16 protein-coding genes are annotated in these 20,843 nt (G+C 68.1%); 5 read left to right on the plus strand and 11 right to left on the minus strand.

The window, feature by feature from the left end:
• Nucleotides 1-62: 62 nt before the first annotated feature.
• The 11 genes from ACNPNP_RS00660 to guaB form a co-directional block, all read right to left on the minus strand.
• Nucleotides 63-488, minus strand: a complete 426-nt coding sequence (locus ACNPNP_RS00660; RefSeq protein ID WP_448964143.1) for a YciI family protein — start codon at nucleotides 486-488, stop codon at nucleotides 63-65.
• Between the two features lie 96 nt (nucleotides 489-584).
• On the minus strand, nucleotides 585-1,985 hold the full coding sequence (locus ACNPNP_RS00665) for a glycosyltransferase (RefSeq protein ID WP_448964144.1): 1,401 nt from the start codon (nucleotides 1,983-1,985) through the stop codon (nucleotides 585-587).
• Nucleotide 1,986: 1 nt separating this feature from the next.
• Nucleotides 1,987-3,564, minus strand: a complete 1,578-nt coding sequence (gene guaA, locus ACNPNP_RS00670) for a glutamine-hydrolyzing GMP synthase (RefSeq protein WP_448964145.1) — start codon at nucleotides 3,562-3,564, stop codon at nucleotides 1,987-1,989.
• Nucleotides 3,561-4,079, minus strand: a complete 519-nt coding sequence (locus tag ACNPNP_RS00675; protein ID WP_448964146.1) for a DUF3817 domain-containing protein — start codon at nucleotides 4,077-4,079, stop codon at nucleotides 3,561-3,563. The genes guaA and ACNPNP_RS00675 overlap by 4 nt, the downstream gene beginning before the upstream one ends.
• A gap of 129 nt (nucleotides 4,080-4,208) precedes the next feature.
• Complete coding sequence (locus ACNPNP_RS00680) at nucleotides 4,209-8,936, minus strand: ExeM/NucH family extracellular endonuclease (RefSeq protein ID WP_448964147.1); 4,728 nt, start codon at nucleotides 8,934-8,936, stop codon at nucleotides 4,209-4,211.
• 163 nt (nucleotides 8,937-9,099) lie between these two features.
• Nucleotides 9,100-9,849, minus strand: a complete 750-nt coding sequence (locus tag ACNPNP_RS00685; protein ID WP_448964211.1) for an SURF1 family protein — start codon at nucleotides 9,847-9,849, stop codon at nucleotides 9,100-9,102.
• A gap of 56 nt (nucleotides 9,850-9,905) precedes the next feature.
• Entirely contained in the window at nucleotides 9,906-11,021 is a 1,116-nt protein-coding gene (locus ACNPNP_RS00690; protein ID WP_448964212.1) for a GuaB3 family IMP dehydrogenase-related protein, read from the minus strand.
• Between the two features lie 181 nt (nucleotides 11,022-11,202).
• A complete protein-coding gene (locus ACNPNP_RS00695) occupies nucleotides 11,203-12,891 on the minus strand; it encodes an ABC-F family ATP-binding cassette domain-containing protein (RefSeq protein WP_448964148.1) in 1,689 nt (562 codons plus the stop codon).
• Between the two features lie 65 nt (nucleotides 12,892-12,956).
• On the minus strand, nucleotides 12,957-13,508 hold the full coding sequence (locus ACNPNP_RS00700; protein ID WP_448964149.1) for an OsmC family protein: 552 nt from the start codon (nucleotides 13,506-13,508) through the stop codon (nucleotides 12,957-12,959).
• A 67-nt stretch (nucleotides 13,509-13,575) separates the two neighbouring features.
• The gene (locus ACNPNP_RS00705) at nucleotides 13,576-13,890 is read right to left on the minus strand and encodes a DUF2277 domain-containing protein (protein WP_448964150.1); all 315 of its coding nucleotides are present in this window, start codon (nucleotides 13,888-13,890) and stop codon (nucleotides 13,576-13,578) included.
• 37 nt (nucleotides 13,891-13,927) lie between these two features.
• A complete protein-coding gene (gene guaB / locus ACNPNP_RS00710; RefSeq protein ID WP_448964151.1) occupies nucleotides 13,928-15,430 on the minus strand; it encodes an IMP dehydrogenase in 1,503 nt (500 codons plus the stop codon).
• Nucleotides 15,431-15,652: 222 nt separating this feature from the next.
• Between guaB and ACNPNP_RS00715 the strand changes: the two genes are divergently transcribed.
• From ACNPNP_RS00715 to ACNPNP_RS00735, 5 genes are read left to right on the plus strand one after another with little or no spacing between them, the layout of a single operon-like run.
• Nucleotides 15,653-16,969 carry an ABC transporter permease subunit gene (locus tag ACNPNP_RS00715; RefSeq protein WP_448964152.1) on the plus strand — a complete coding sequence of 439 codons (1,317 nt, stop codon included), beginning with the start codon at nucleotides 15,653-15,655 and terminating at the stop codon, nucleotides 16,967-16,969.
• Between the two features lie 3 nt (nucleotides 16,970-16,972).
• Nucleotides 16,973-17,950 carry a branched-chain amino acid ABC transporter permease gene (locus tag ACNPNP_RS00720; RefSeq protein ID WP_448964153.1) on the plus strand — a complete coding sequence of 326 codons (978 nt, stop codon included), beginning with the start codon at nucleotides 16,973-16,975 and terminating at the stop codon, nucleotides 17,948-17,950.
• Nucleotides 17,940-18,929, plus strand: coding sequence for an ABC transporter ATP-binding protein (locus tag ACNPNP_RS00725; RefSeq protein ID WP_448964154.1), 990 nt, complete (start codon nucleotides 17,940-17,942; stop codon nucleotides 18,927-18,929). The genes ACNPNP_RS00720 and ACNPNP_RS00725 overlap by 11 nt, the downstream gene beginning before the upstream one ends.
• Entirely contained in the window at nucleotides 18,926-19,675 is a 750-nt protein-coding gene (locus ACNPNP_RS00730; protein ID WP_448964155.1) for an ABC transporter ATP-binding protein, read from the plus strand. Before ACNPNP_RS00725 ends, ACNPNP_RS00730 begins: the two co-directional genes overlap by 4 nt.
• A 25-nt stretch (nucleotides 19,676-19,700) precedes the next feature.
• On the plus strand, nucleotides 19,701-20,690 hold the full coding sequence (locus ACNPNP_RS00735) for an NAD-dependent epimerase/dehydratase family protein (RefSeq protein ID WP_448964156.1): 990 nt from the start codon (nucleotides 19,701-19,703) through the stop codon (nucleotides 20,688-20,690).
• Nucleotides 20,691-20,843: the final 153 nt, after the last annotated feature.

Raw genomic sequence — 20,843 nt, forward strand, 5'->3', positions numbered from 1 at the left:
GCTGGTGGAGCGCCCCCCCGCGCCGTGCGGATCGAGGTCGGTCATCTCGTCGGGCTACGGGCTCACTGCTGGGCGCGCTGCGCCTGCTCGTCGCGCCAGCCCTCTTCCTTCTGGATCCACTCGTTGTCGGCGGGGAAGTCCTCCATCTCGGTGACACGACGCACCTCGAGGAACGCGCCGGGGCCGAGGGGCGCGCGCTTCGCCCACTCCACTGCCTCCTCGCGCGCGGAGACCTCGATGATCCAGAAGCCGTTGAACAGCTCCTTGGTCTCACCGTAAGGGCCGTCTGTGACCAGCGGCGCCTCCGCCGAGAAGTCGACGACGAAGCCCTCTGCGGCGTCTGTCAGGCCCTCTCCGGCGAGCAGCACCCCCGCCTTCATCATGGACTCGTTGTACTTGCCCATCGCCTCGATGATCTGCTCGAACGGGATGTCCTTGTATGCATCGACACCCGAGTCGTCCGCGCGCATGATCAGCATGAACTTCATGATTTTCTCCTTGGTCCGGGGGATCGTTCTCGACCCTCTCACTAAGACGTCGAACGGGAAAGACCCGGATCGACATCGTGAAGAAAAAAATCTGGTTCAGCGGCGGGACGGCGCCGTCAGCACCTCGCGCACCGTCGCCGCGAGCGCCTCGATCGCGCGCTCGGCGCTCCACGCGGATGCCGCGACCGGTGCTTCCGCGACCAAGCGCGCATGCAGCTCAGGATCTGTGAGAACTCCGCGCAGCGCGTCGGCGAGCGCCGCCTCGTCACCGTCGGGTACGAGGATCCCGCCGCCGCCGGCGAGCAGATCACCGGGCCCGTAGCGCACGTCGTACGAGACGACAGGCACATCGCGCAGCAGCGCCTCGAGGATCGACAGCCCTTGGCCCTCGAACGCCGTGGACGTCACCACGACCGATGCCCGCTCGAGCACCCGCCCCGGGGAGTCCGTATGTCCGGCGAGCATCACCCGCGAACCGACGCCGAGATCATCGATCAGCGTCTGCAGCGCGTCGTGCTCCGCTCCCCCGCCCCAGATCTCCATCCGGGATCCGGCGACGTCCGCGGCGACGAATGCGCGGATCGAATGGTCGATGCGCTTGCCTGGCGCGAGGCGGCCGAGCACGACGACGAGACCGGGTTCGCGCTCGAGCGCGGTTGCCGCGCGCGTTTCGGAGTCGGGGGCCCCGTTCGGGATCACGACATGGCGAGTGGCGCCGCCGAACCGGGCGACGACATCGTCACGCTGCGTCCTGGTCGGCCATGCCACGGCATCGAAGTGATCCGCCAGCGCGAACCATCGCGTCCACAGGGCGTTGAGCGCGGCATCCGGTGTGTACGGCGCCTCGAGGTGCATGGTGTGGATCGTGTGGATGATGCGCACGCGCGGGTGATCCCAGTCGGCGATGAGCTCGCCCAGCTGGCGCGACTCGCAGATCACGACGATCTGCTTGTCGGTGATGGCGGCCGTGATGTGCTGGAGCCATGCGGCGTACAGACCCCGGAACCCTGCCACCCCGCCGATCACCTGCGCTGTCGCGTCGTACACGAGCACCGGCTCCTCCGTGAGATGCCAATCGGGGTTCCCCGGGATCACGGGCAGCGCCGCGAACGGGCGGTCCTCCTCGTCGCGCAGCACGCGGTACTCGCGGTCGGGCCCTGGCGTCGACAGGTCTGCGGATGCCGCGTCACGCAGCCACGCGGCCGCACCACCGCCAGGGGATGCAGCCTCGTCGAACAGGTTGCGCATGCGCGCAGGATCCACGATCGCACCGCGCCGTGCGAACGTCGCCCGATGCGCGGCATGGGCCGTGGCATCCGCCGGATCGAAAGTGAGCAGCAGGGGTCCTCGACCGTCGGCGACGCCGGCCGCGGCGAGCTGCTTCGCGCGCGACAGCGTCGCGATCGTGTAGCCCCCGTCGAGATCGGGGACGAGCCGGCTGGAGAGCACGAGGTACTCAGCATCCGGCAGTGCGGAATCTAGCGAGATCCCGCCCACGTCACTCCCACTCGATGGTTCCCGGGGGCTTGGACGTGACATCCAGCACCACTCGGTTCACGTCGCGCACGCTGTTGGTGATCCGGTTCGAGATCTTCGACAGCACGTCGTACGGAAGACGGGTCCAGTCGGCGGTCATCGCGTCTTCGCTCGAGACGGGGCGCAGCACGATCGGGTGCCCGTAGGTGCGGCCGTCTCCCTGCACGCCGACCGAGCGCACGTCGGCGAGCAGCACGACGGGGCACTGCCAGATCTCACCGTCGAGGCCGGCCCTGGTCAGCTCTTCGCGGGCGATGGCGTCGGCCTCACGCAGAATCTCGAGACGGTCAGCGGTGACCTCACCCACGATGCGGATTCCGAGGCCCGGCCCCGGAAAGGGCTGGCGGCCGACGATCGCCTCTGGGAGACCGAGGTCGCGCCCGATCTGACGCACCTCGTCCTTGAACAGGGTGCGCAGCGGCTCGATGAGCTCGAAGTCGAGGTCTTCCGGCAGCCCGCCGACGTTGTGGTGCGACTTGATGTTCGCGGTGCCGGTACCGCCGCCGGATTCGACGACGTCGGGGTACAGCGTGCCTTGCACGAGGAACTTGATCGGCTCGCCCTCCGCCTTGGCCTCTGCGACCAGGTCGAGCTGCACCTTCTCGAATGCGCGGATGAACTCGCGACCGATGATCTTGCGCTTCTGCTCCGGATCGCTGACGCCCTTGAGGTGCCCGAGGAACGTGTCGGCGGCATCCACCGTGATCAGTCGCACACCGGTCGAGGCGACGTAGTCCTGCTCGACCTGCTCGCGCTCTCCCTTGCGGAGAAGGCCGTGGTCGACGAAGACCGCGGTGAGCTGGTCGCCGATGGCCTTGTGGACGAGCGCCGTGGACACGGCAGAATCGACGCCGCCGGAGAGGGCGGAGATGACGCGGGCGGAGCCGACCTGCTCGCGGATGCGGGCGACCTGCTCCTCGATGACGTTGCCGCTGTTCCAGTCGGATGCGAGTCCCGCTGCCTTGTGGAGGAAGTTCTCGATGACCTCCTGGCCGTGGTCGGAGTGCTTGACCTCCGGGTGCCACTGCACGCCGTAGAAGCGCTTCTCGGCGCTGCCGAAGGCGGCGACGGGGGTGTCGGCGGTGGATGCGAGGACATCGAAGCCCTCGGGTGCGCGGGCGACCTGATCGCCGTGGCTCATCCACACGTTCTGGGTGTCCGGCTGTCCGCCGAGCAGCACGCCGCCGTCGCCCGTGAGCGCAGCATCCGTCGCCCCGTACTCGCGGAGTCCTGTGTTCGCGACCTCACCGCCGAGGGCGCGGGCCATCACCTGGAAGCCGTAGCAGATACCGAGCGTCGGGACGCCGAGATCGAAGATGTCGCCGTCGAGCGCAGGGGCGCCCTCTTCGTACACCGACGATGGGCCACCGGAGAGGATGAGCGCGACGGGGTTCTTCTCGGCGATGTCTGCGGCACTGACCGTGTGCGGCACGATCTCGCTGTACACGCCGGCCTCGCGCACGCGACGCGCGATGAGCTGTGCGTATTGCGCGCCGAAGTCGACGACGAGGACGGGACGCTGTGCGGTGTCGGCGCTCATCGCGCTGCCTCCTGGTTTTCTGATGCTTCGGCGGCGACGGCCGCCTCACGTGATGCGAGGTACGCCTTGACCTCACGAGAGACCTTGGCCTCCATGATGAAGGAGAGCGCGGGGATGACGCCGCCGAGGGCGAGCGTGATGAAGCGGCTGAACGGCCAGCGCATCAGGCTCCACAGGCGGAAGACCGAGAAGAGGTACACGACGTAGAACCAGCCGTGCGCCACGAGGATGAACAACGACAGGTTCGTGCCGTCGCCCGCGGAGACGAGGTCGCACCCCATGCCGCCCGGCACGAAGAGCGAGAACCACTGGCAACCGTCGCCGACGATGACCGGCGCGAACCAGAGCAGTCCGCCCGAACCGCCGGCGAACAGCTCGACGTGCGTCGGGCTGTACTTCAGGATCATCTCCGCCAGCAGCAGAAGCAGCATGACACCCGTGATGATCGACGCGATCTGGTAGAACTTCAGCGCCCCACGGATCTTCGGGAAGGAGGCGGCTTTCGGTTCGGGCATGCCGTCAAGTCTACCCGGGGTCGTCGCGGCTCCCGCCGCCACGATCGGACGCCGCCGCGCACGCGGAAGCGCCTGGCGCACCCGCGAGGGGCACCAGGCGCTTCCGATCTCACTGCGCTGCGCGCGGGGTCACTGCTCGATGCGGCGACGGCGGACGAACACGAACGCTGCACCCAGCAGCAGCAGGATCGCTGCCACCAACAGGTACGGCGTCGGGTCGGCGCCCGTGACGCCCAGCTCACCGCCACCGTCACCGGAACCACCGCTTCCGGCCGCGGCCGTCACGGTGAGTGCCGCAGTGGCCTCGGCACCGTCGGGCTGGATCACCGCGAGCGTGTGCGCACCGGCCGCTGTGTCCTTCGGGATCGTGACGCTGACCGAGAACGTGCCGTCACCGGCCACCGTCACGGTGCCGACCTGAACCGGCGTCGAACGCAGCTCGATCACCAGATCCAGTGCGGCGTCGAACCCGGTTCCGTCGATCGTGACCGAACCGCCGGCCGCGCCCGAGGTCGCGCTCAGCGTGATCTCTCCCTCTGCCACCGGCGCGGCGGCGAAGGTGACGGGAACCTCGACGCTCGTGCCGTCCGAGGTGGCGACGGTGAGCCGCTGCTCGCCGAACACGCCCTCCGGGACAGTGAAGGTCAGGCTCGCGCGCCCTGCTTCATCTGTGGTGTCGACCACGGTCGGGTCGACAGTGCCCGCGGCGAGTTCGCTGTCTCCGAGCGAGACCGTGGCCTCGGTCGGTGCCGCATCTCCGCCGGTGAAGGCCAGAGAGGAGAGCGCGATGGTGACCTCTTCGCCGGCGCTGTAGCCGTCGGCATCCGCAGGGCTCAGCGCCACACCGACCGCGCGCTGGGCGAGATCAGGCGAAGCAGTGCCGTTGGCGTCGAACCACTCGACCGTGGACTGCAGGTCGACCTTGCCGGTGTCCGCCTTGCCGGTGCCCTCAGCGAAGGTGAAGAAGTTGTCTCCACCCGCGGCGAGGAACGAGTTGGCCGCCACGAGGTACGACGCCGCCGGATCGATCGGCTCGCCGTTCAGGGTGACGGACGTGATCCGCTCCCCCGCCGACGCCGTCGGGTCGTAGGTGTACTGCAGTCCCTCGGAAAGGCCGAGCTTCAGGAACGGACGGCTCGCCTCCTCCGGCTGCCACTGCTCCTCGAGCACCGCCTCGACCTGTGCACCTGTGAGGTTCAGCGTCACCAGGGTGTTGGCGAACGGCTGCACCGTCGCGGCTTCGCGGAACGTCACGTTGCCGTCGGGGGCGGAGGCCCCGGACGACGCGTAGGTGAGGTTCGCGCGGATACCTCCGGGGTTCATCATCGCGATGTCCGCACCGGTCGCCCACTTGTGCACGTCGGCCACGAAGTTGCCGATCGTCGACTCGCCACCGCGGTTCTCGGTGCCGTCGCCCTGGCGAGCGCGGTTGAAATCGCCCGTGATCTCACCGACGGACTCCGCTCCGAGGATGTCGGCCTGGGCCTTGGCCGCGTCGACGATCTTCTGCACCTCGGGGTCGGCGTCGTACAGCGGGATGATGACGTTCTTCCCGGTGACCGGATCCTTCTCGGTCTTCGTCAGCGGCTTGATCTCGTTGGTGATCGAGAGCAGCTCCTTCGTCTTCGGGTCGACGCTCAACGAGGTGAGGGCGAAGCCCTCGCCGTACTGACCAGCCTGGAAGACCGGACGACCGTCGATCACGTGGTTGTAGACCTGGTGCGTGTGCGCGGTGGAGACCGCGTCCACGTCGGCGTCGAGACCGTCGAGGATCTCCCCCAACGGTGTTTCGGGGGTGATGCTGGAGGCATCGGTGTTCGCCGCACCCTCGTGCACGAGCAGGATGATGACATCCGCTTCGCCGTTGCCCTCGTCGCCGTCCTTGAGGTCTTCGGCCACCGCGTTGACGGAGTCCGCGATGTCGCGGATGTCGAGGTCGGCGAGCCCGTCCGCGGAGACGAGACTCGGAAGGTCCTCGGTCACGGCGCCGATGAAGCCGACCTTCACGCCGTCGAGCTCCTTGACGAAGTACGCGTCGCCGGCGTGCTCATCGGTGCCCTTGAGGAACACGTTCGCTCCGAGGTACGGCCACTGGGCACGGGGCTGCACACGGTCGCGCAGGTCCTCCCAGCCCTGGTCGAACTCGTGATTGCCCACCGAGCTGACCTCGAGGCCCGCAGCGTTCAGGGCATCGATCGTGGGGTTGTCGCTGTCGATGAACGAGGTGAACGTCGACGCACCGATCGAGTCGCCGTTGGCGGCGAAGATCGTGTTGGGGTTCGCATCGCGCACGGAGTTGACGGCACCCGCGAGAACAGCGGCACCGGCTGCGACGCCGTCGGCCTCGATCCGGCCGTGGAAGTCGTTGATCGTGACGATGTCGATGCTGACCGGCGGGATCTCGCTGGAGATGCCGACGATCACCGGGTCGTGGTCGCTGGATCGGAACGGCGTGCCGGACTCGGCCGCGCCGAACGAATAGCCGCGGTCGCTCCACTCAGCGGAGTTGATCCCCCACACGCCGGTGCCGGTGACCGACTCGGTGAGCGAAGGCGATGCGATCGCGTGGTCGAGCGAGCCGAGCTCCCCGTCGAACGTGTACGTGTACTGCCCTGCGGCCTGAGCGGGCACGAGGTCGGTCCAGCCGGCCTGCGCGAACACGTCGATCGGGTCCTCCTGGCCGTAGGCGTTGAAGTCGCCCAGCAGCAGGATGTCGTCACTTCCGCTCGTCTGAGCCAGCGTCTCGGTGAAGCCGAGCAGCGACTGCGCCTGAGCCGTGCGGTCGGCGTTGAAGTGGCCCTGGCCGTCGGCCGGCTCGTCGCCGTCGCCGGACTTCGACTTGAAGTGGTTCGCGACGACCGAGACGATCTTGCCGTCGAGGTCGAAGGTCTGCGCGATCGGCTCGCGGGCGTTGCCCCACACGGTCTCGTCGACCACTGTCGCGCTGTCGCCGACGGGCGTCGCGGCATCCTTCTTGTAGATGATCGCGTTCGTGATCACATCGGTGTCGGTCGACAGCAGCGCCTCCGGCGTAGGGACGTACTCCCAGACGTCGGAGCCGGCGTCAGCGTTGAGACCGTCGACCAGATCGGCGAGGGCCGTGTCGACCGGCTTGCCGAAATGGATCGAGTTCTCGATCTCCATGAGCGCGACCACATCCGCATCGAGGTCGTTGATCGCCGTGACGATCTTCGACTTCTGCGCCGCGAACAGCTCCGCCGTCTTGGCGCCGCGCGCCTCCGGGTTCTCGCTCTGCAGAGTCGTGAAGTAGTTGAAGACATTGAACGCGCCGACCTGCACGTCGCCGCCCACCTCGGGTGCCACGTCGGTGCGGGGGTTCTCGGTCGTGAATGTCGCCTTGTAGGCCGCGTCGCTCGCGTCGTCGATCGCGACGACGGGCTGCAGACGCCAGTCCTCGAAACCGTACTGCAGCACGTACCCGGCGTCGGCGAAGTCGACGACGTCGCCGTTGCGGACGACCGTGCCAGTGGTGAAGTACGGCTGCTCACCCGTGTGGGCGCCGCTGGTGACCTGCGAGTTCCAGCCGTCGTCGAGCAGGATGCGCTCGGCGCGGTTCGCGGCCGCGATGGCATCGGCGTCGGCACCGGGGCGCGTCGTCTCGGTGCTCTTGACGTTGAGCTCGCCCGGGGTGAGCCAGAGCGTGCCGAAGTTGTACAGCTGGTGGCTCGACGCCAGGCGGTAGGTGCCGGCGGGTGCCACGAACATGTTCTCGTAGGCTTCGCGATCGGCGCCGCTCACCGTCTCGGGCAGCGGCGTCGCCTCGGGAACACCGACGCCTGCCGTGACCACCGAGACGTCCTCGACTGCCGCCGGCGAGATCTGGGTCTGACCGAAGTACTCCGAGACCGTACCGGTGACCGAGACCAGGTCGCCGATCGCCAGGGTCGGGGCGAGCGCGTTCAGGAAGACGAAGACGCCGTCGGATGCTCCGGGGGTGGCGTCGGCCTCGCCACCGCTGCCGGCGGTCTGGATCGAGATGCCCTTGTAGCCGCCCACGCGGTAGTCACCGGTGACGATGCCGGAGGTCGTGACGGTCTGGCCGTCGAGCGGCGAGACATCGCTCGTGCCCTGCACCTCGGCGATCGACACGGTGGTCGGCTCGACCGGATCGACCGGATCGACCGGATCCGTCGGGTCGGTCGGCTCGGTGACACCGGAGCCCTGAGGGGTGATGGTGGCCGAGAGCGTGAAGTCGACGCTGTTGTCGTCGGTGTCCGCGCCGTTCGTGCGGTTGAGCGACTTCACGTCGGTGTTGCCTGCCGGCGGGGTCGCCGCCGCGGTCTCGAACGTGTTCGACGTTCCGTAGCCGAGCACGTCGACGACGCCGTCGACACCCGCGACCGAGCCGGGCGCGAGGTTCACGGCGTCCGTGCCCTCGACGAGGGCGAGCGTGCCGTTGGTGCCGCTCGGCGTCAGGGTGCTGACGACATCCGGGGTCGGCAGCGCAGCGCCGTTGGTGCCGTTGCTGTTTCCCTGCACGAGGAAGTAGCCACCCGCCGGAATGGTGCCGGTCAGCGGCGCCACCCCGTTGAAGGGGGCCGTCCCGGTCGCGGAGCGGTACTGCAGCGACATCCCATCGAGGGTGATGTCGGCGGCGGTCGGGTTGTACAGCTCGACGAACTTGTTGGTGAAGGCCGCGCCGGCGCTTCCGCCGGACAGATACGCCTCGTTGATGACCACCCCCGTGCCGGTCGTGTCGGCGAATGCGGGGGTTGCGACCAGGGCGCCTGCGCCGAGCGCGAAGACACAGGTCGCGGCAAGGGTGCCGATGCGGCCCCTGCCTGTACGGTGCGACACGGAGACCTTGAGGTTCCGGTCGTCAGGGGCGGACATCATCGGTGCTGTCTCCTCGATCGACTCGAACGACAGCTCGGTAAGACTGTCGTCGTGCGCGCTCACAGCGCGCACACATGTTGGTGAGCATACGGAGCGGCGCCGACATCCTCAATCGAATTCGCCAATCGGTAACCAGAGCGTCATTCGATCGGCGCGGCAGCGGTCAGTGCGAGGTGGGGTCCTCGAACTCCTCGACCTCGAGTTCCCAGCGATCCTTCGCCAGGCGGTACCAGATGTAGAACGCGAATCCGGCGAACACGGCCCACTCGATCGCGTAGAAGATGTTCAGCCAATTGACGCTGGAGAGTTCGTCCGGCGCTGGCGAGTCGATGTCGACGAGGCCGTCGGGCGCCTCGGCCGACGCGAGGTACGGGCGGTAGACCGACAGCTGCTCCGTGTCATGCCACTGGCTCAGCAGCATCGCCGGAGACATCCGGTTCATCGCGAAGGGATCATCCGAAGGCGGCAGAGCGGTGCCCTCGTCGGAGATCACGCGGCCGGTGATCGTCGCCTCGGTGCCTGCGGCGTTCTCCTCGAGGCCGGATGCTGCGGCATCCGCGGATTCCCGATCCGGTGCCCACCCGACCGCGACGGCGATCGAGGTGCGCTCGTCGACGCGCAGCTGCCCGGTGACCCAATACCCCTCGGCGCCGTCGTTGAAACGGGACGACACGACGAGGAAGTCGCCGGCGACCCAGGTGCCCGCTGTCTCGACGCGCTGACCGACATACGGTTCCGGCAGGTACTGTCCCGGTTCGACGACGTCGGTGAGCGGGCGCACGTCCTCCGTGATCCCTGCGGGCGGAGGCTCGGTGTCGATCGCGCGTTCGAACTGCCACTGCCCGAGGAACGCGAAGACGCCGGCCACGACGAGCGCGAGCAGCAGCACGCCGATCCATCGCGGGCGCAGCATGACCTCGCGAAGAGTCGGCGGGAACTCCTGCGGGGTCGTCACGATCTGCGTGCCGGTCAAGAGTGGTACGGCGCGAGCACGACCTCGACGCGCTGGAACTCCTTGAGGTCGGAGTATCCGGTGGTCGCCATCGACTTGCGCAGCGCCCCGATGAGGTTCGCCGTGCCGTCGGCAACGGGCGCCGGTCCGTACAGGATCTCCTCGAGCGTGGCGATGCCCTCGACTGCGACACGGCGGCCGCGGGGAAGCTGCGGGTGGTGCGCCTCCGGCCCCCAGTGGAAGCCGTGTCCTGGAGCGTCCGTCGCCCTGGCGAGCGCGACGCCGAGCATGACGGCATCCGCGCCCATCGCGAGCGCCTTCACGATGTCGCCGGACGTGCCGACGCCGCCGTCGGCGATCACGTGCACGTAGCGTCCGCCCGACTCGTCGAGGTAGTCGCGGCGCGCGGCGGCGACATCGGAGACGGCAGTGGCCATCGGGGCATGGATGCCGAGGGTCGCGCGCGTCGTGGACGCCGCTCCCCCGCCGAATCCGACGAGCACTCCGGCGGCGCCCGTGCGCATGAGGTGCAGGGCCGCGGTGTAGGTCGCGGCGCCGCCGACGATGACGGGGACGTCGAGGTCGTAGATGAACTTCTTGAGGTTCAGCGGCTCGGCGACGCTGGACACGTGCTCGGCCGACACCGTCGTGCCGCGGATGACGAACAGGTCGACGCCGGCGGCGACCACGGTCTCGTAGAGCTCCTGCGTGCGCTGCGGCGTGAGCGAGCCCGCGACCGTGACACCCGCATCGCGGATCTCTGCGAGTCGCGCCTTGATGAGTTCGGGCTTGATGGGCTCGGAGTACAGCTGCTGCATGCGCACGGTGGCCTTGTCGGCCGGAAGGCCGGCGATCTCGGCCAGCAGCGGCTCCGGATCCTCGTAGCGCGTCCAGACGCCCTCGAGGTCGAGCACGCCGAGGCCGCCGAGCTGGCCCAGCATGATCGCCGTCCTGGGGCTGACGACCGAGTCCATCGGCGCGCCGATGATCGGTGTGTCGAACTGGAACGCGTCGATCGACCAGCCGGTCGAGACGTCTTCAGGGTTGCGGGTGCGCCGCGACGGCACCACCGCGATGTCGTCGAACGTGTACGCGCGACGTGCGCGCTTGCCTCGGCCGAGTTCGATGTCCATGCTCACCCGTCCAGCCTACCCGGGGCGCCGGGTTCGCGTGTCTACGCACTCCTCTACCAGAGGCGCGCGTGCCGCACCTTCGACGCGGGGGGGCCCCCTCGCGTCGCCCACGCCCCCTCGCACGGGGGGGGGGGGGGGGGGGCGCGGACGATCAGAGGGGGCGCCGACGGACATGGCAAGGTCAGCGCGCCCGCGCGACCCGCTGCTCGTCCCACACCGGCGCATCCGATTCGTACACGTCGCCGTCGCTGCCGAACACCAGGAAGCGGTCGAACGAGCGCGCGAACCAGCGGTCGTGCGTCACGGCGAGCACGGTTCCCTCGAACCGCGTGAGCGCCTCCTCGAGTGCCTCGGCCGACTCGAGATCGAGGTTGTCGGTCGGCTCGTCGAGCAGCAGCAGCGTCGCGCCGGAGAGCTCGAGCAGCAGCACCTGGAATCGGGCCTGTTGACCGCCCGACAGCGAATCGAACGTCTGCTGCGCCTGCCGCACCAGCCCGTAGCGGTCGAGCGCGGAGCTGGCCGCCTCACGCGGCATCCCCGCCCTGCGCTCATCGCCACGGTGCAGCACCTCCAGCAGCGTGCGTCCGATGAACTCGGGATGCGCGTGCGTCTGCGCGAACAGACCGGGCACCACGCGGGCGCCGAGTGTCGCGCGGCCCGTATGAGCGACGGCATCCACCTGCTCCCCTGTCGACGTCACGTGGCCGAGGGTCGGATCGGGATCCGTGCCGCCTCTGGCGAGAAGCCGCAGGAAGTGCGACTTGCCCGAGCCGTTCGATCCGAGCACGCCGATCCGGTCGCCGTACCAGATCTCCGCGTCGAAGGGCCGCATGAGGCCGGTGAGCTCGAGGCGTTCAGCGACGACCGCACGCTTGCCGGTGCGCGATCCGCGCAGGCGCATGTCGAACTCCTGCGACGGCGGGCGCTCCTCCGGCGGACCGGCCTCCTCGAACTTGCGCAACCGGGTCTGAGCGGCGCGGTACCGCGACGCGAAACCGTCGTTCGCCTCGGCCTTGACCTTGAGGTTCGCCACCAGGGTGCGCAGTTTCTCGTGCTGCTCGTCCCATCGGCGGCGCAGTTCGTCGAGGCGGTCCATCCGGTCTGACCTGGCCTGGTGATAGCTGCCGAAGCCGCCGCCGTGCACCCACGCCGATGCACCGGCGCCGCCCGGTTCGAGCGTGACGATGCGATCGGCGGCGCGGGCCAGCAGCTCGCGGTCGTGCGAGACCAGCAGCACGGTCTTCGGTGTCTCGCGCAGCTGCTGCTCTAGCCAGCGCTTCGCCGGGACGTCGAGGTAGTTGTCCGGTTCGTCGAGCAGCAGCACGTCATCCGGTCCGCGCAGGAGGGCCTCGAGCGCGAGCCGTTTCTGCTCTCCGCCGGAGAGGGTGTCGAGCTCTCGATAACGTGCGCGTTCGAACGGCACGCCGAGGGCCGCGATCGTGCACTGGTCCCATACGGTCTCGTGCTCGTAACCGCCCGCGTCCGCGTACTCGGCGATCGCCGTGGCGTACCGCATCTGCGTGTCGTGCTCATCGCGCTCGATCAGGGCGTTCTCGGCCGCCTCCAGCGACTCAGCCGCAGCGCGGATGCGGCGAGGTGCCACCCGCACCAGCAGCTCCTGCACCGTCTGCCCCGCCTCGCCGTGCCCGACGAACTGATCCATGACGCCGAGGCCGCCGTCGATCGTGACGACACCGGCATCCGGTGCCTGGTCGCCGCGGACGATGCGCAGCAGCGTGGTCTTGCCGGCGCCGTTCGGTCCGATGAGCGCGCTCGTCGAGCCCGCTCCGACTCTGAACGTCACTTCGTCGAGCAGCGGTCTGCCGTCGGGCAGGGTCAGTGAGATGGCCGAGATGTCGATGTAGCCCACGGGTGAAGCCGTCCTTCCGCCCGCATGGCGAGCCGATCAGGCTATCAGTTCCGTGGGACGGATGCTCAGACCAGTGCGCTGGAGGTCGGCACCGGGTTCGCGAAGAGGTCGAGCACAGGGCAGTGCTCGTCGACGACCTTGCGGAGGTTCGCGTACTCGTCGGCGCTGTTCGGACCCGAGATGCCGATCTTCAGGCGCACATCGTGGAATCCGGCGCGACCGGACTCGTCGATCCCGAAGAGCTTCTGCACGTTCAGGTCACCCTCGGCGGTGATCTCGATCTCGTCGATCGTGAGTCCCAGCGCCTGCGCGTAGAGACGGAACACGACGACCTGGCAAGAGACGAGCGCGCCGAGGGCGTACTCGACGGGGCTCGCCGCCGCATCGTCACCGGCGAGCGCGCCCGGCTCGTCGACGAGGAAGCGGTGCTTTCCCGCACGCACCTCCGTGGCCACCGATCCGACGCCGCGGCCGACGACCTTGTAGGTCAGTTCGGCGTTTCCGGCATCGGCGGCGATGCGCTCGTTCCACGCGGTACCCGCATCGGTGAGGCGCTGTGCACGCTCCTCGGGGGTGACATCGGCGACGGGTGCGGTCTGGTCCTGGAGAAGAGTCATGACGCGACCATAACGACGCGCCGGCGGCTGCGGGGCGGATGCCGTCATCCGGCGTCACATCACGGATCTATGTCGCCGCACGCGCGGCGCGCTTCTCCTGCTGGTAGACGCGGATCGCCTCGTAGCGGTCGGCCGACCTGGCCTGGCGCTTCGCGGCCTCCTGCTCGCGGTTCTTCGGCGGCGCCGAGGTGACGAGACCGTCGAGGAGGGCACGGGTCGCCTGCGCGATCTCTTCGACAGCCCGATCGAAGACCGCCTGATTCGCGCGCGAGGGCGCATTCGATCCGGAGATCTTACGCACGAACTGCACGGCCGCGTCGCGGCATTCGTCGTCGGTCGCGGCGGGTTCCAGGTTGTTCAGCGGGACGATGTTGCGGCACATGCCAGCACGCTACGCCGAGCCGCCGACGCGCGCCAGGTCACTTCTTGTAGTTGGGCGCCTCGACGACGATCTGCACGTCGTGCGGGTGCGACTCCTTCAGCCCTGCCGAGGTGATGCGCACGAACTTGCCGCGCGTCTTGAGCTCTTCGATCGTGCGGGCACCGACGTAGAACATCGACTGGCGCAGGCCGCCGACCAGCTGGTACGCCACGGCAGACACAGGTCCGCGGTACGGAACCTGACCCTCGATGCCCTCGGGGATGAGCTTGTCGTCGCTGGGCACATCGGCCTGGAAGTAGCGGTCCTTCGAGTACGAGGTCTGCTTGCCGCGCGTCTGCATCGCACCGAGCGAACCCATGCCGCGGTACTGCTTGAACTGCTTGCCGGACTGGAAGACGATCTCGCCCGGGGACTCGTCGGTTCCGGCGAGCAGCGAACCGAGCATGACGGCATCCGCACCGGCGACGAGCGCCTTCGCGATGTCACCCGAGTACTGCAGGCCGCCGTCGGCGATCACCGGCACGCCTGCGGGGCGGGCGGCGAGAGACGCCTCGTACACTGCCGTGACCTGCGGCACGCCGACGCCGGCGACGACGCGGGTGGTGCAGATCGATCCGGGTCCGACACCGACCTTGACGGCGTCCACGCCGGCGTCGATGAGCGCCTGCGCGCCCTCCCGGGTGGCGACGTTGCCGCCGATGATGTCGATGTGCGCGAACGACTCGTCGGCCTTGAGCCGCTGCACGAGATCGATGACGCCCTGCGACTGCCCGTTGGCCGTGTCGACGACGAGCACGTCCACGCCGGCGTCGCGCAGCGCCTCTGCGCGCTCCCACGCGTCGCCGAAGAAGCCGATCGCGGCGCCGACGCGCAGCCGGCCCTGGTCGTCCTTCGTGGCCAGCGGGTACTTCTCGCTCTTGTCGAAGTCCTTGATCGTGATGAGACCGGCGAGCTTGCCGTCCTCATCGAGCAGCGGCAGCTTCTCGACGCGGTGCTTGGCGAACAGCGCGATGACCTCACCGGCCGGCACACCCACCTTGGCGGTGACGAGATCGGTCGACGTCATGACGTCCTTGACGAAGGTGGTCTGACGCTCGAAGCCGGAGACGAAGCGCATGTCGCGGTTCGTGATGATGCCGACGAGGTGCCCGTCGGGGTCGACGACCGGCAGGCCGGAGATGCGGTACTTCGCGCACAGGTTGTCGACCTCTTCGACGGTCGCGTCCGGCGTCGTCGTGATCGGGTCGGTGATCATGCCCGACTCGCTGCGCTTGACGCGATCGACGTGCGCGGCCTGGTCGGCGATCGAGAGGTTGCGGTGGAGGATGCCGATGCCGCCCTCGCGCGCCATGGCGATGGCCATGCGGGACTCGGTGACGGTGTCCATCGCGCTGGACAGCAGCGGCGTGGCGACCGAGATGCGGCGGGTGATCCGCGACGACGTGTCGGCCTCGCTGGGGATCACATCGGTATGACCCGGCAGGAGCAGCACATCGTCATAGGTGAGTCCGACGAAGCCGAAGGGGTCGTGCTGTTCCATGGATGAGCCTCCTGCGCGCGCGTATGACTGGTCTGCCGTCTGTACAGATTCTAAACGCCGCAGGCTGAAGAACATTCCCGAAGTCGCCTCTCATGTGTCCGCCACGTCACGCCTGGATCACCAATCGGCCGCGTGGCTAGTGAATCGGTCGATCCCGCACTACGCTCAAACCCAGCCCGCAGTCGACCCGAACCCGCGGCGAGCACTCACAGTGGAGGTTGCGTGAGACCCACGTCTACAGCCGTCCGTCGCGTCCGGCCATGGTTGGTCGCGTTCCTCGGCGTGCTGATCGCTCTGTCAGCTCTGGTGCTCCAACCACCCGCATCCGCTCTCGCCGACGAGACGGATGACGGCCAGGAGATCACCGATTTCTACTTCGCCGGGGTGATCACGTTCGATGACGAACCGATCCCCGACGTCACCGTCAAGATCGAGGGGAACGGCTTCGATGCCGAGACCGAGACGGATGCCGAGGGCAAGTGGCGACTCTACGTTCCGGAGAAGGACGCCTACACCCTGACGGTGGATGAGGACACGCTCCCCGAGGGTGTGATCGTCGAAGGCGACTCCGCATCGCAGGAGGTGGAGTTCGCCCTCACCAACACGAAGATCGTGAACCTCTTCCTCGGCGAAGGCGTGCGCGAGACGACCTCGTTCGTCGACCAACTGCTCTCGCGCATCGTCGGCGGCCTCAATTTCGGTCTGCTGCTGGGGCTCGCGTCCATGGGCGCGGCACTCATCTACGGCACGACCCGCCTGTCGAACTTCGCCCACGGCGAGATGGTCACCTGGGGTGCAGTGATCGCGCTGCTGTTCACGACGTTCTGGCATCTGCCGCTCTGGCTCGGCATCATCGCCGCGGTCATCGGCGGTGGTCTGCTGGGCCTGGCGATGGATGCCGGCCTCTGGCGTCCGCTGCGACGGCGCGGCCTCGGCATCGTGCAGCTGATGATCGTCAGCATCGGGCTCTCGCTCGCGCTGCGCTACTTCATGCAGTACATGATCGGCGGCAGCACCTACCAGCTGCAGGGCGCGAGCCCCACGCCGATCAAGTTCGGCCCTGTCTCGCTCTCCTACATCGACCTGATCGGGATGGGGACGAGCCTCGTCGTCATCCTCGGCATGGCCTACTTCCTCACCCGCACCCGCGTGGGCAAGGCGACCAGGGCCATCTCCGACAATCCGCAGCTGGCCGCGGCATCCGGAATCGACGTCGACAGGGTCGTGCGGATCGTATGGATCGTCGCGGGCATGCTCGCCGCGATCTCCGGCGTCCTGTGGGCGTACTTCCGCCCCGGGGTGAAGTGGGACATGGGCATGCAGATGCTGCTGCTCATCTTCTGCGCCATCACGCTCGGCGGTCTCGGTTCGGCGATCGGCGCACTGATCGGCTCGATCATCGTCGGGCTCGCCGTCGAGGTCTCCACGCTGCTGGGTGTGCCGTCCGACCTCAAGTACGCCACCGCGCTGGTCGCACTGATCGTGATCCTTCTCGTGAGGCCCCAGGGCCTCCTCGGGCGCAGGGAAAGGCTGGGCTGACGCATGGACTTCGGAAACATCTTCGGCAACACCGCCTCGTACCTGTTCAGTCCCACCACGATCGCGTACGCGCTCGCCGCGACCGGTCTCGCCGTGCACTTCGGGTACGGCGGCCTGCTCAACTTCGGCATGGCGGCGTTCATGGCGGTCGGCGGCTACGGGTACGCGATCTCGATCCTCAGCTTCGGCTTGCCCTGGTGGGCCGGCGTGCTCGTCGGCGTCCTCGCCGGTGCGCTGTTCGCCCTGGTGCTCGGCATCCCGACGCTGCGACTGCGCGCGGACTACCTCGCCATCGCGACGATCGCGACGGCAGAGGTGGTCAGACTGCTCTTCCTCACCGAGCTGTTCCGCGAGTGGACGAACTCGGCCGGTGGTCTCTCGGGCTATCACCAGAGCTTCCGCGACATGAACCCGTTCCCTCCCGGCATCTACGGCTTCGGCCCGTGGACGTACAACGAGAACGACCTCTGGGTGCGCGTGTTCGGCCTGCTCGTGCTCGCCGTGTCGGTGCTGCTGGTGTGGGCGCTCATGCGCAGCCCGTGGGGGCGAGTGCTCAAGGGCATCCGCGAGGACGAGGACGCCGTGCGCTCGCTCGGCAAGAACGTCTTCGCATACAAGATGCAGGCGCTCGTGGTCGGTGGCGTGATCGGCGCCCTCGGCGGCGTCGTGTTCGTGCTCCCGTCCGCGGTGATCCCCGGCAGCTACTCGACATCGCTGACGTTCTTCCTGTGGACGATCCTGCTCCTGGGAGGTGCAGCGACCGTTCTCGGTCCGACACTGGGCGCCGTGCTGTTCTGGGTCGTGTTCGCGTTCCTCGGCGGCCTGCTGCCGGAGCTGGCGCGCATCGGCGCTCTGCCGATGACGACGAACCAGGCCGACGTGGTGCGATACATCGTGATCGGGATCGTGCTGATGCTGATCGTGATCTTCCGACCGCAGGGCATCCTCGGAAACAAGAGGGAGATGACCTTTGTCAAGTGAAATCACCCCCGGCGCTCCGGCGACCGGCAACGTCACGCGCCCCAAGACGACGGGTCTCGCGAAGGGGCCGGCTGAGCCCGGCGTCGCCAAGGTCGACCCGATCCTCGTCGCCGACAACGTCAAGCGGCACTTCGGCGGTCTCACCGCCGTCGACGTCGATCACCTCGAGATCCCCCGCGGCGCGATCACGGCGCTGATCGGACCGAACGGTGCGGGCAAGACGACCCTGTTCAACCTGCTCTGCGGCTTCGACAAGCCCAACGCGGGAACCTGGTCGTTCGACGGCAGGAACCTGTCCGGCGTGCCCTCCTTCAAGGTCGCCCGCATGGGGCAGGTGCGCACGTTCCAGCTGACCAAGTCGCTCTCGCTGCTCACCGTGCTCGAGAACATGAAGCTCGGGGCGCCCGGGCAGCGCGGCGAGGGGTTCTGGGCCGGGCTCTTCCCGTTCCTGTGGCGCGCGCAGGAGGCGGAGATCGAGGAACGCGCCCGTGACCTGCTGACGCGTTTCAAGCTCGACGCCAAGGAGAAGGATTTCGCGGCCTCGCTGTCCGGCGGGCAGCGCAAGCTGCTCGAGATGGCGCGGGCGCTGATGAGCGACCCTCAGCTGGTCATGCTCGATGAGCCGATGGCAGGGGTCAACCCGGCGCTGACGCAGTCGCTGCTCGAGCACATCCTCGATCTGAAGGACCTCGGGATGACCGTGCTGTTCGTCGAGCACGACATGCACATGGTGCGTCACATCGCCGACTGGGTGATCGTGATGGCAGAGGGTCGCGTCGTGGCCGAGGGTCCGCCGAGCACCGTCATGGACGACCCGGCCGTCGTCGATGCCTACCTCGGTGCGCATCAGGACGTCGATCTCGGCGCCGTCACCGGGCGGATGCCGGTGATCTCGGACGCCGCGGCCGCCGAGCTGCGTGAGCAGATAGAAGCCGAGGCGGAAGCCGAGATTGGGAACCCCGAGGAGGGGAAGGCATGACTGCGGACACCGTCGACTCACGAGACGTCGTCGTCGAGATGACCGACGTTCACGCCGGCTATCTGCCGGGCGTGAACATCCTCAACGGCGCCAACCTCATCGCCCGCAAGGGCGAGCTGATCGGCATCATCGGCCCGAACGGGGCCGGCAAGTCGACGCTGCTGAAGGCCATCTTCGGGATGGTGCAGGTGCGCGGCGGCGAGATCACGGTCAACGGCGAGAGCATCGTGGGACTGAAGGCCGACAAGCTCGTCCGACGAGGTGTGGCGTTCGTGCCGCAGACGAACAACGTGTTCCCGTCGCTGACGATCGAGGAGAACCTGCAGATGGGGCTCTACCAGAACCCCAAGATCTACGCCGAGCGGCTGGAGTTCGTCAGCAGCATCTTCGCCGAGCTCGGCACCAGGCTCAAGCAGCGCGCCGGCTCCCTCTCGGGTGGCGAGCGTCAGATGGTGGCGATGTCGCGTGCGCTGATGATGGATCCGTCGGTGCTGCTGCTCGACGAGCCCTCGGCGGGTCTCTCCCCCGTGCGGCAGGATGACGCGTTCATCCGCGTCTCCGACATCAACAAGGCCGGCGTCACCACGATCATGGTCGAGCAGAACGCTCGGCGCTGCCTGCAGATCTGCGACCGCGGCTACGTGCTCGATCAGGGCCGCGACGCGCACGAGGGCAGCGGACGCGAGCTGCTGAACGATCCGAAGGTGATCGGCCTGTACCTCGGCACGCTGGGGGACGCGGCGTAGTCCGTGTCCCTCTAGGCTCGTCCTCATGACGAGCATTCTGTATCTGGGTGGCACGGGAACCATCAGCGCGGCGTGCGTGCGCCGTTCGATCGAGCGCGGGCACGATGTGACGGTCGTGAACCGCGGCAGCGGGCGCCGCGGTCTGCCGGATGACGTCACGGTCGTGTCCGCCGACATCCACGACGCCGCCGCGCTGCAGACCGCCCTCGGGGGTCGCGAGTTCGATGCGGTCGCCGACTTCCTCTCGTTCTCCCCCGCCGACGTCGAACGCAACCTCGGCGTCTTCGAGGGCCGCACAGCGCAGTACGTGTTCATCAGCTCGGCGTCCGCGTATCAGAAGCCGCCCTCGCAGCTGCCGATCACCGAGCAGACACCGCTGGAGAACCCGTTCTGGAAGTACTCACGCGACAAGATCGCGTGCGAGGATCTGCTGTTCGGCGCGCACAGAGACCGGGGTCTGCCCGTCACCGTGGTGCGCCCGTCGCACACCTACGACGCGCAGTCCATCCCGACGATGGGCGGCTGGACCGACGTCGCCCGTATGCGCGCTGGCCGTCCGGTCATCGTGCACGGCGACGGGACGACCCAGTGGACCATCACGCACTCCGACGATTTCGCCATCGCGTTCGCCGGGCTGATCGGCCGCTCGGAGGCGATCGGCGAGTCGTACACGATCACGGGTTCGCATGCGCCGACCTGGAACCAGATCTACGGGTGGCTCGCGGACGCGGCCGGCGTGCCCTCGCCGCAGCTCGTGCACGTCGCCTCCGACACGATCGCGGCGTTCGTGCCGGACCTCGGCCCGACGCTGCTCGGCGACAAGGCGCACTCGCTCGTGTTCGACACCTCGAAGGTGCAGGCACTGGTGCCGGAGTTCCGCACGACCATCACGTTCGATGAGGGGGCGCGCCGCATCCTGTCGTACTTCGACGGCCATCCCGATGCTCAGCGTGTCGATGCCGAACGCGACGCGCAGTTCGACCGGATCGCGGCGCACGCCCTGTCCGCCGGGTAGCACCGCCGCACGTGCACCGCCGGCCCGGCGCACAGTTGTCAGTCTCATTCACAGATGTCAGCGAATAACTGGTGACCTGGACTGACAAGCGTCATTTCGACTGACAGGTGTCGCCTGACTCGGCCGTCTTGAACGCACGAAGAAGGGGCCGGA

The sequence above is a fragment of the Microbacterium xerophyticum genome, assembly GCF_053543555.1.

Excerpts from the sequence above, each read along its gene's own strand:
- ACNPNP_RS00660 (WP_448964143.1), bottom strand. The coding sequence starts at position 488 with ATGAAGTTCATGCTGATCATGCGCGCGGACGACTCGGGTGTCGATGCA.
- guaA (WP_448964145.1), bottom strand. The coding sequence starts at position 3,564 with ATGAGCGCCGACACCGCACAGCGTCCCGTCCTCGTCGTCGACTTCGGC.
- ACNPNP_RS00675 (WP_448964146.1), bottom strand. The coding sequence starts at position 4,079 with ATGCCCGAACCGAAAGCCGCCTCCTTCCCGAAGATCCGTGGGGCGCTG.
- ACNPNP_RS00680 (WP_448964147.1), bottom strand. The coding sequence starts at position 8,936 with ATGATGTCCGCCCCTGACGACCGGAACCTCAAGGTCTCCGTGTCGCAC.
- ACNPNP_RS00685 (WP_448964211.1), bottom strand. The coding sequence starts at position 9,849 with ATGCTGCGCCCGCGATGGATCGGCGTGCTGCTGCTCGCGCTCGTCGTG.
- ACNPNP_RS00690 (WP_448964212.1), bottom strand. The coding sequence starts at position 11,021 with ATGGACATCGAACTCGGCCGAGGCAAGCGCGCACGTCGCGCGTACACG.
- ACNPNP_RS00700 (WP_448964149.1), bottom strand. The coding sequence starts at position 13,508 with ATGACTCTTCTCCAGGACCAGACCGCACCCGTCGCCGATGTCACCCCC.
- ACNPNP_RS00705 (WP_448964150.1), bottom strand. The coding sequence starts at position 13,890 with ATGTGCCGCAACATCGTCCCGCTGAACAACCTGGAACCCGCCGCGACC.
- guaB (WP_448964151.1), bottom strand. The coding sequence starts at position 15,430 with ATGGAACAGCACGACCCCTTCGGCTTCGTCGGACTCACCTATGACGAT.
- ACNPNP_RS00720 (WP_448964153.1), top strand. The coding sequence starts at position 16,973 with ATGGACTTCGGAAACATCTTCGGCAACACCGCCTCGTACCTGTTCAGT.
- ACNPNP_RS00730 (WP_448964155.1), top strand. The coding sequence starts at position 18,926 with ATGACTGCGGACACCGTCGACTCACGAGACGTCGTCGTCGAGATGACC.
- ACNPNP_RS00735 (WP_448964156.1), top strand. The coding sequence starts at position 19,701 with ATGACGAGCATTCTGTATCTGGGTGGCACGGGAACCATCAGCGCGGCG.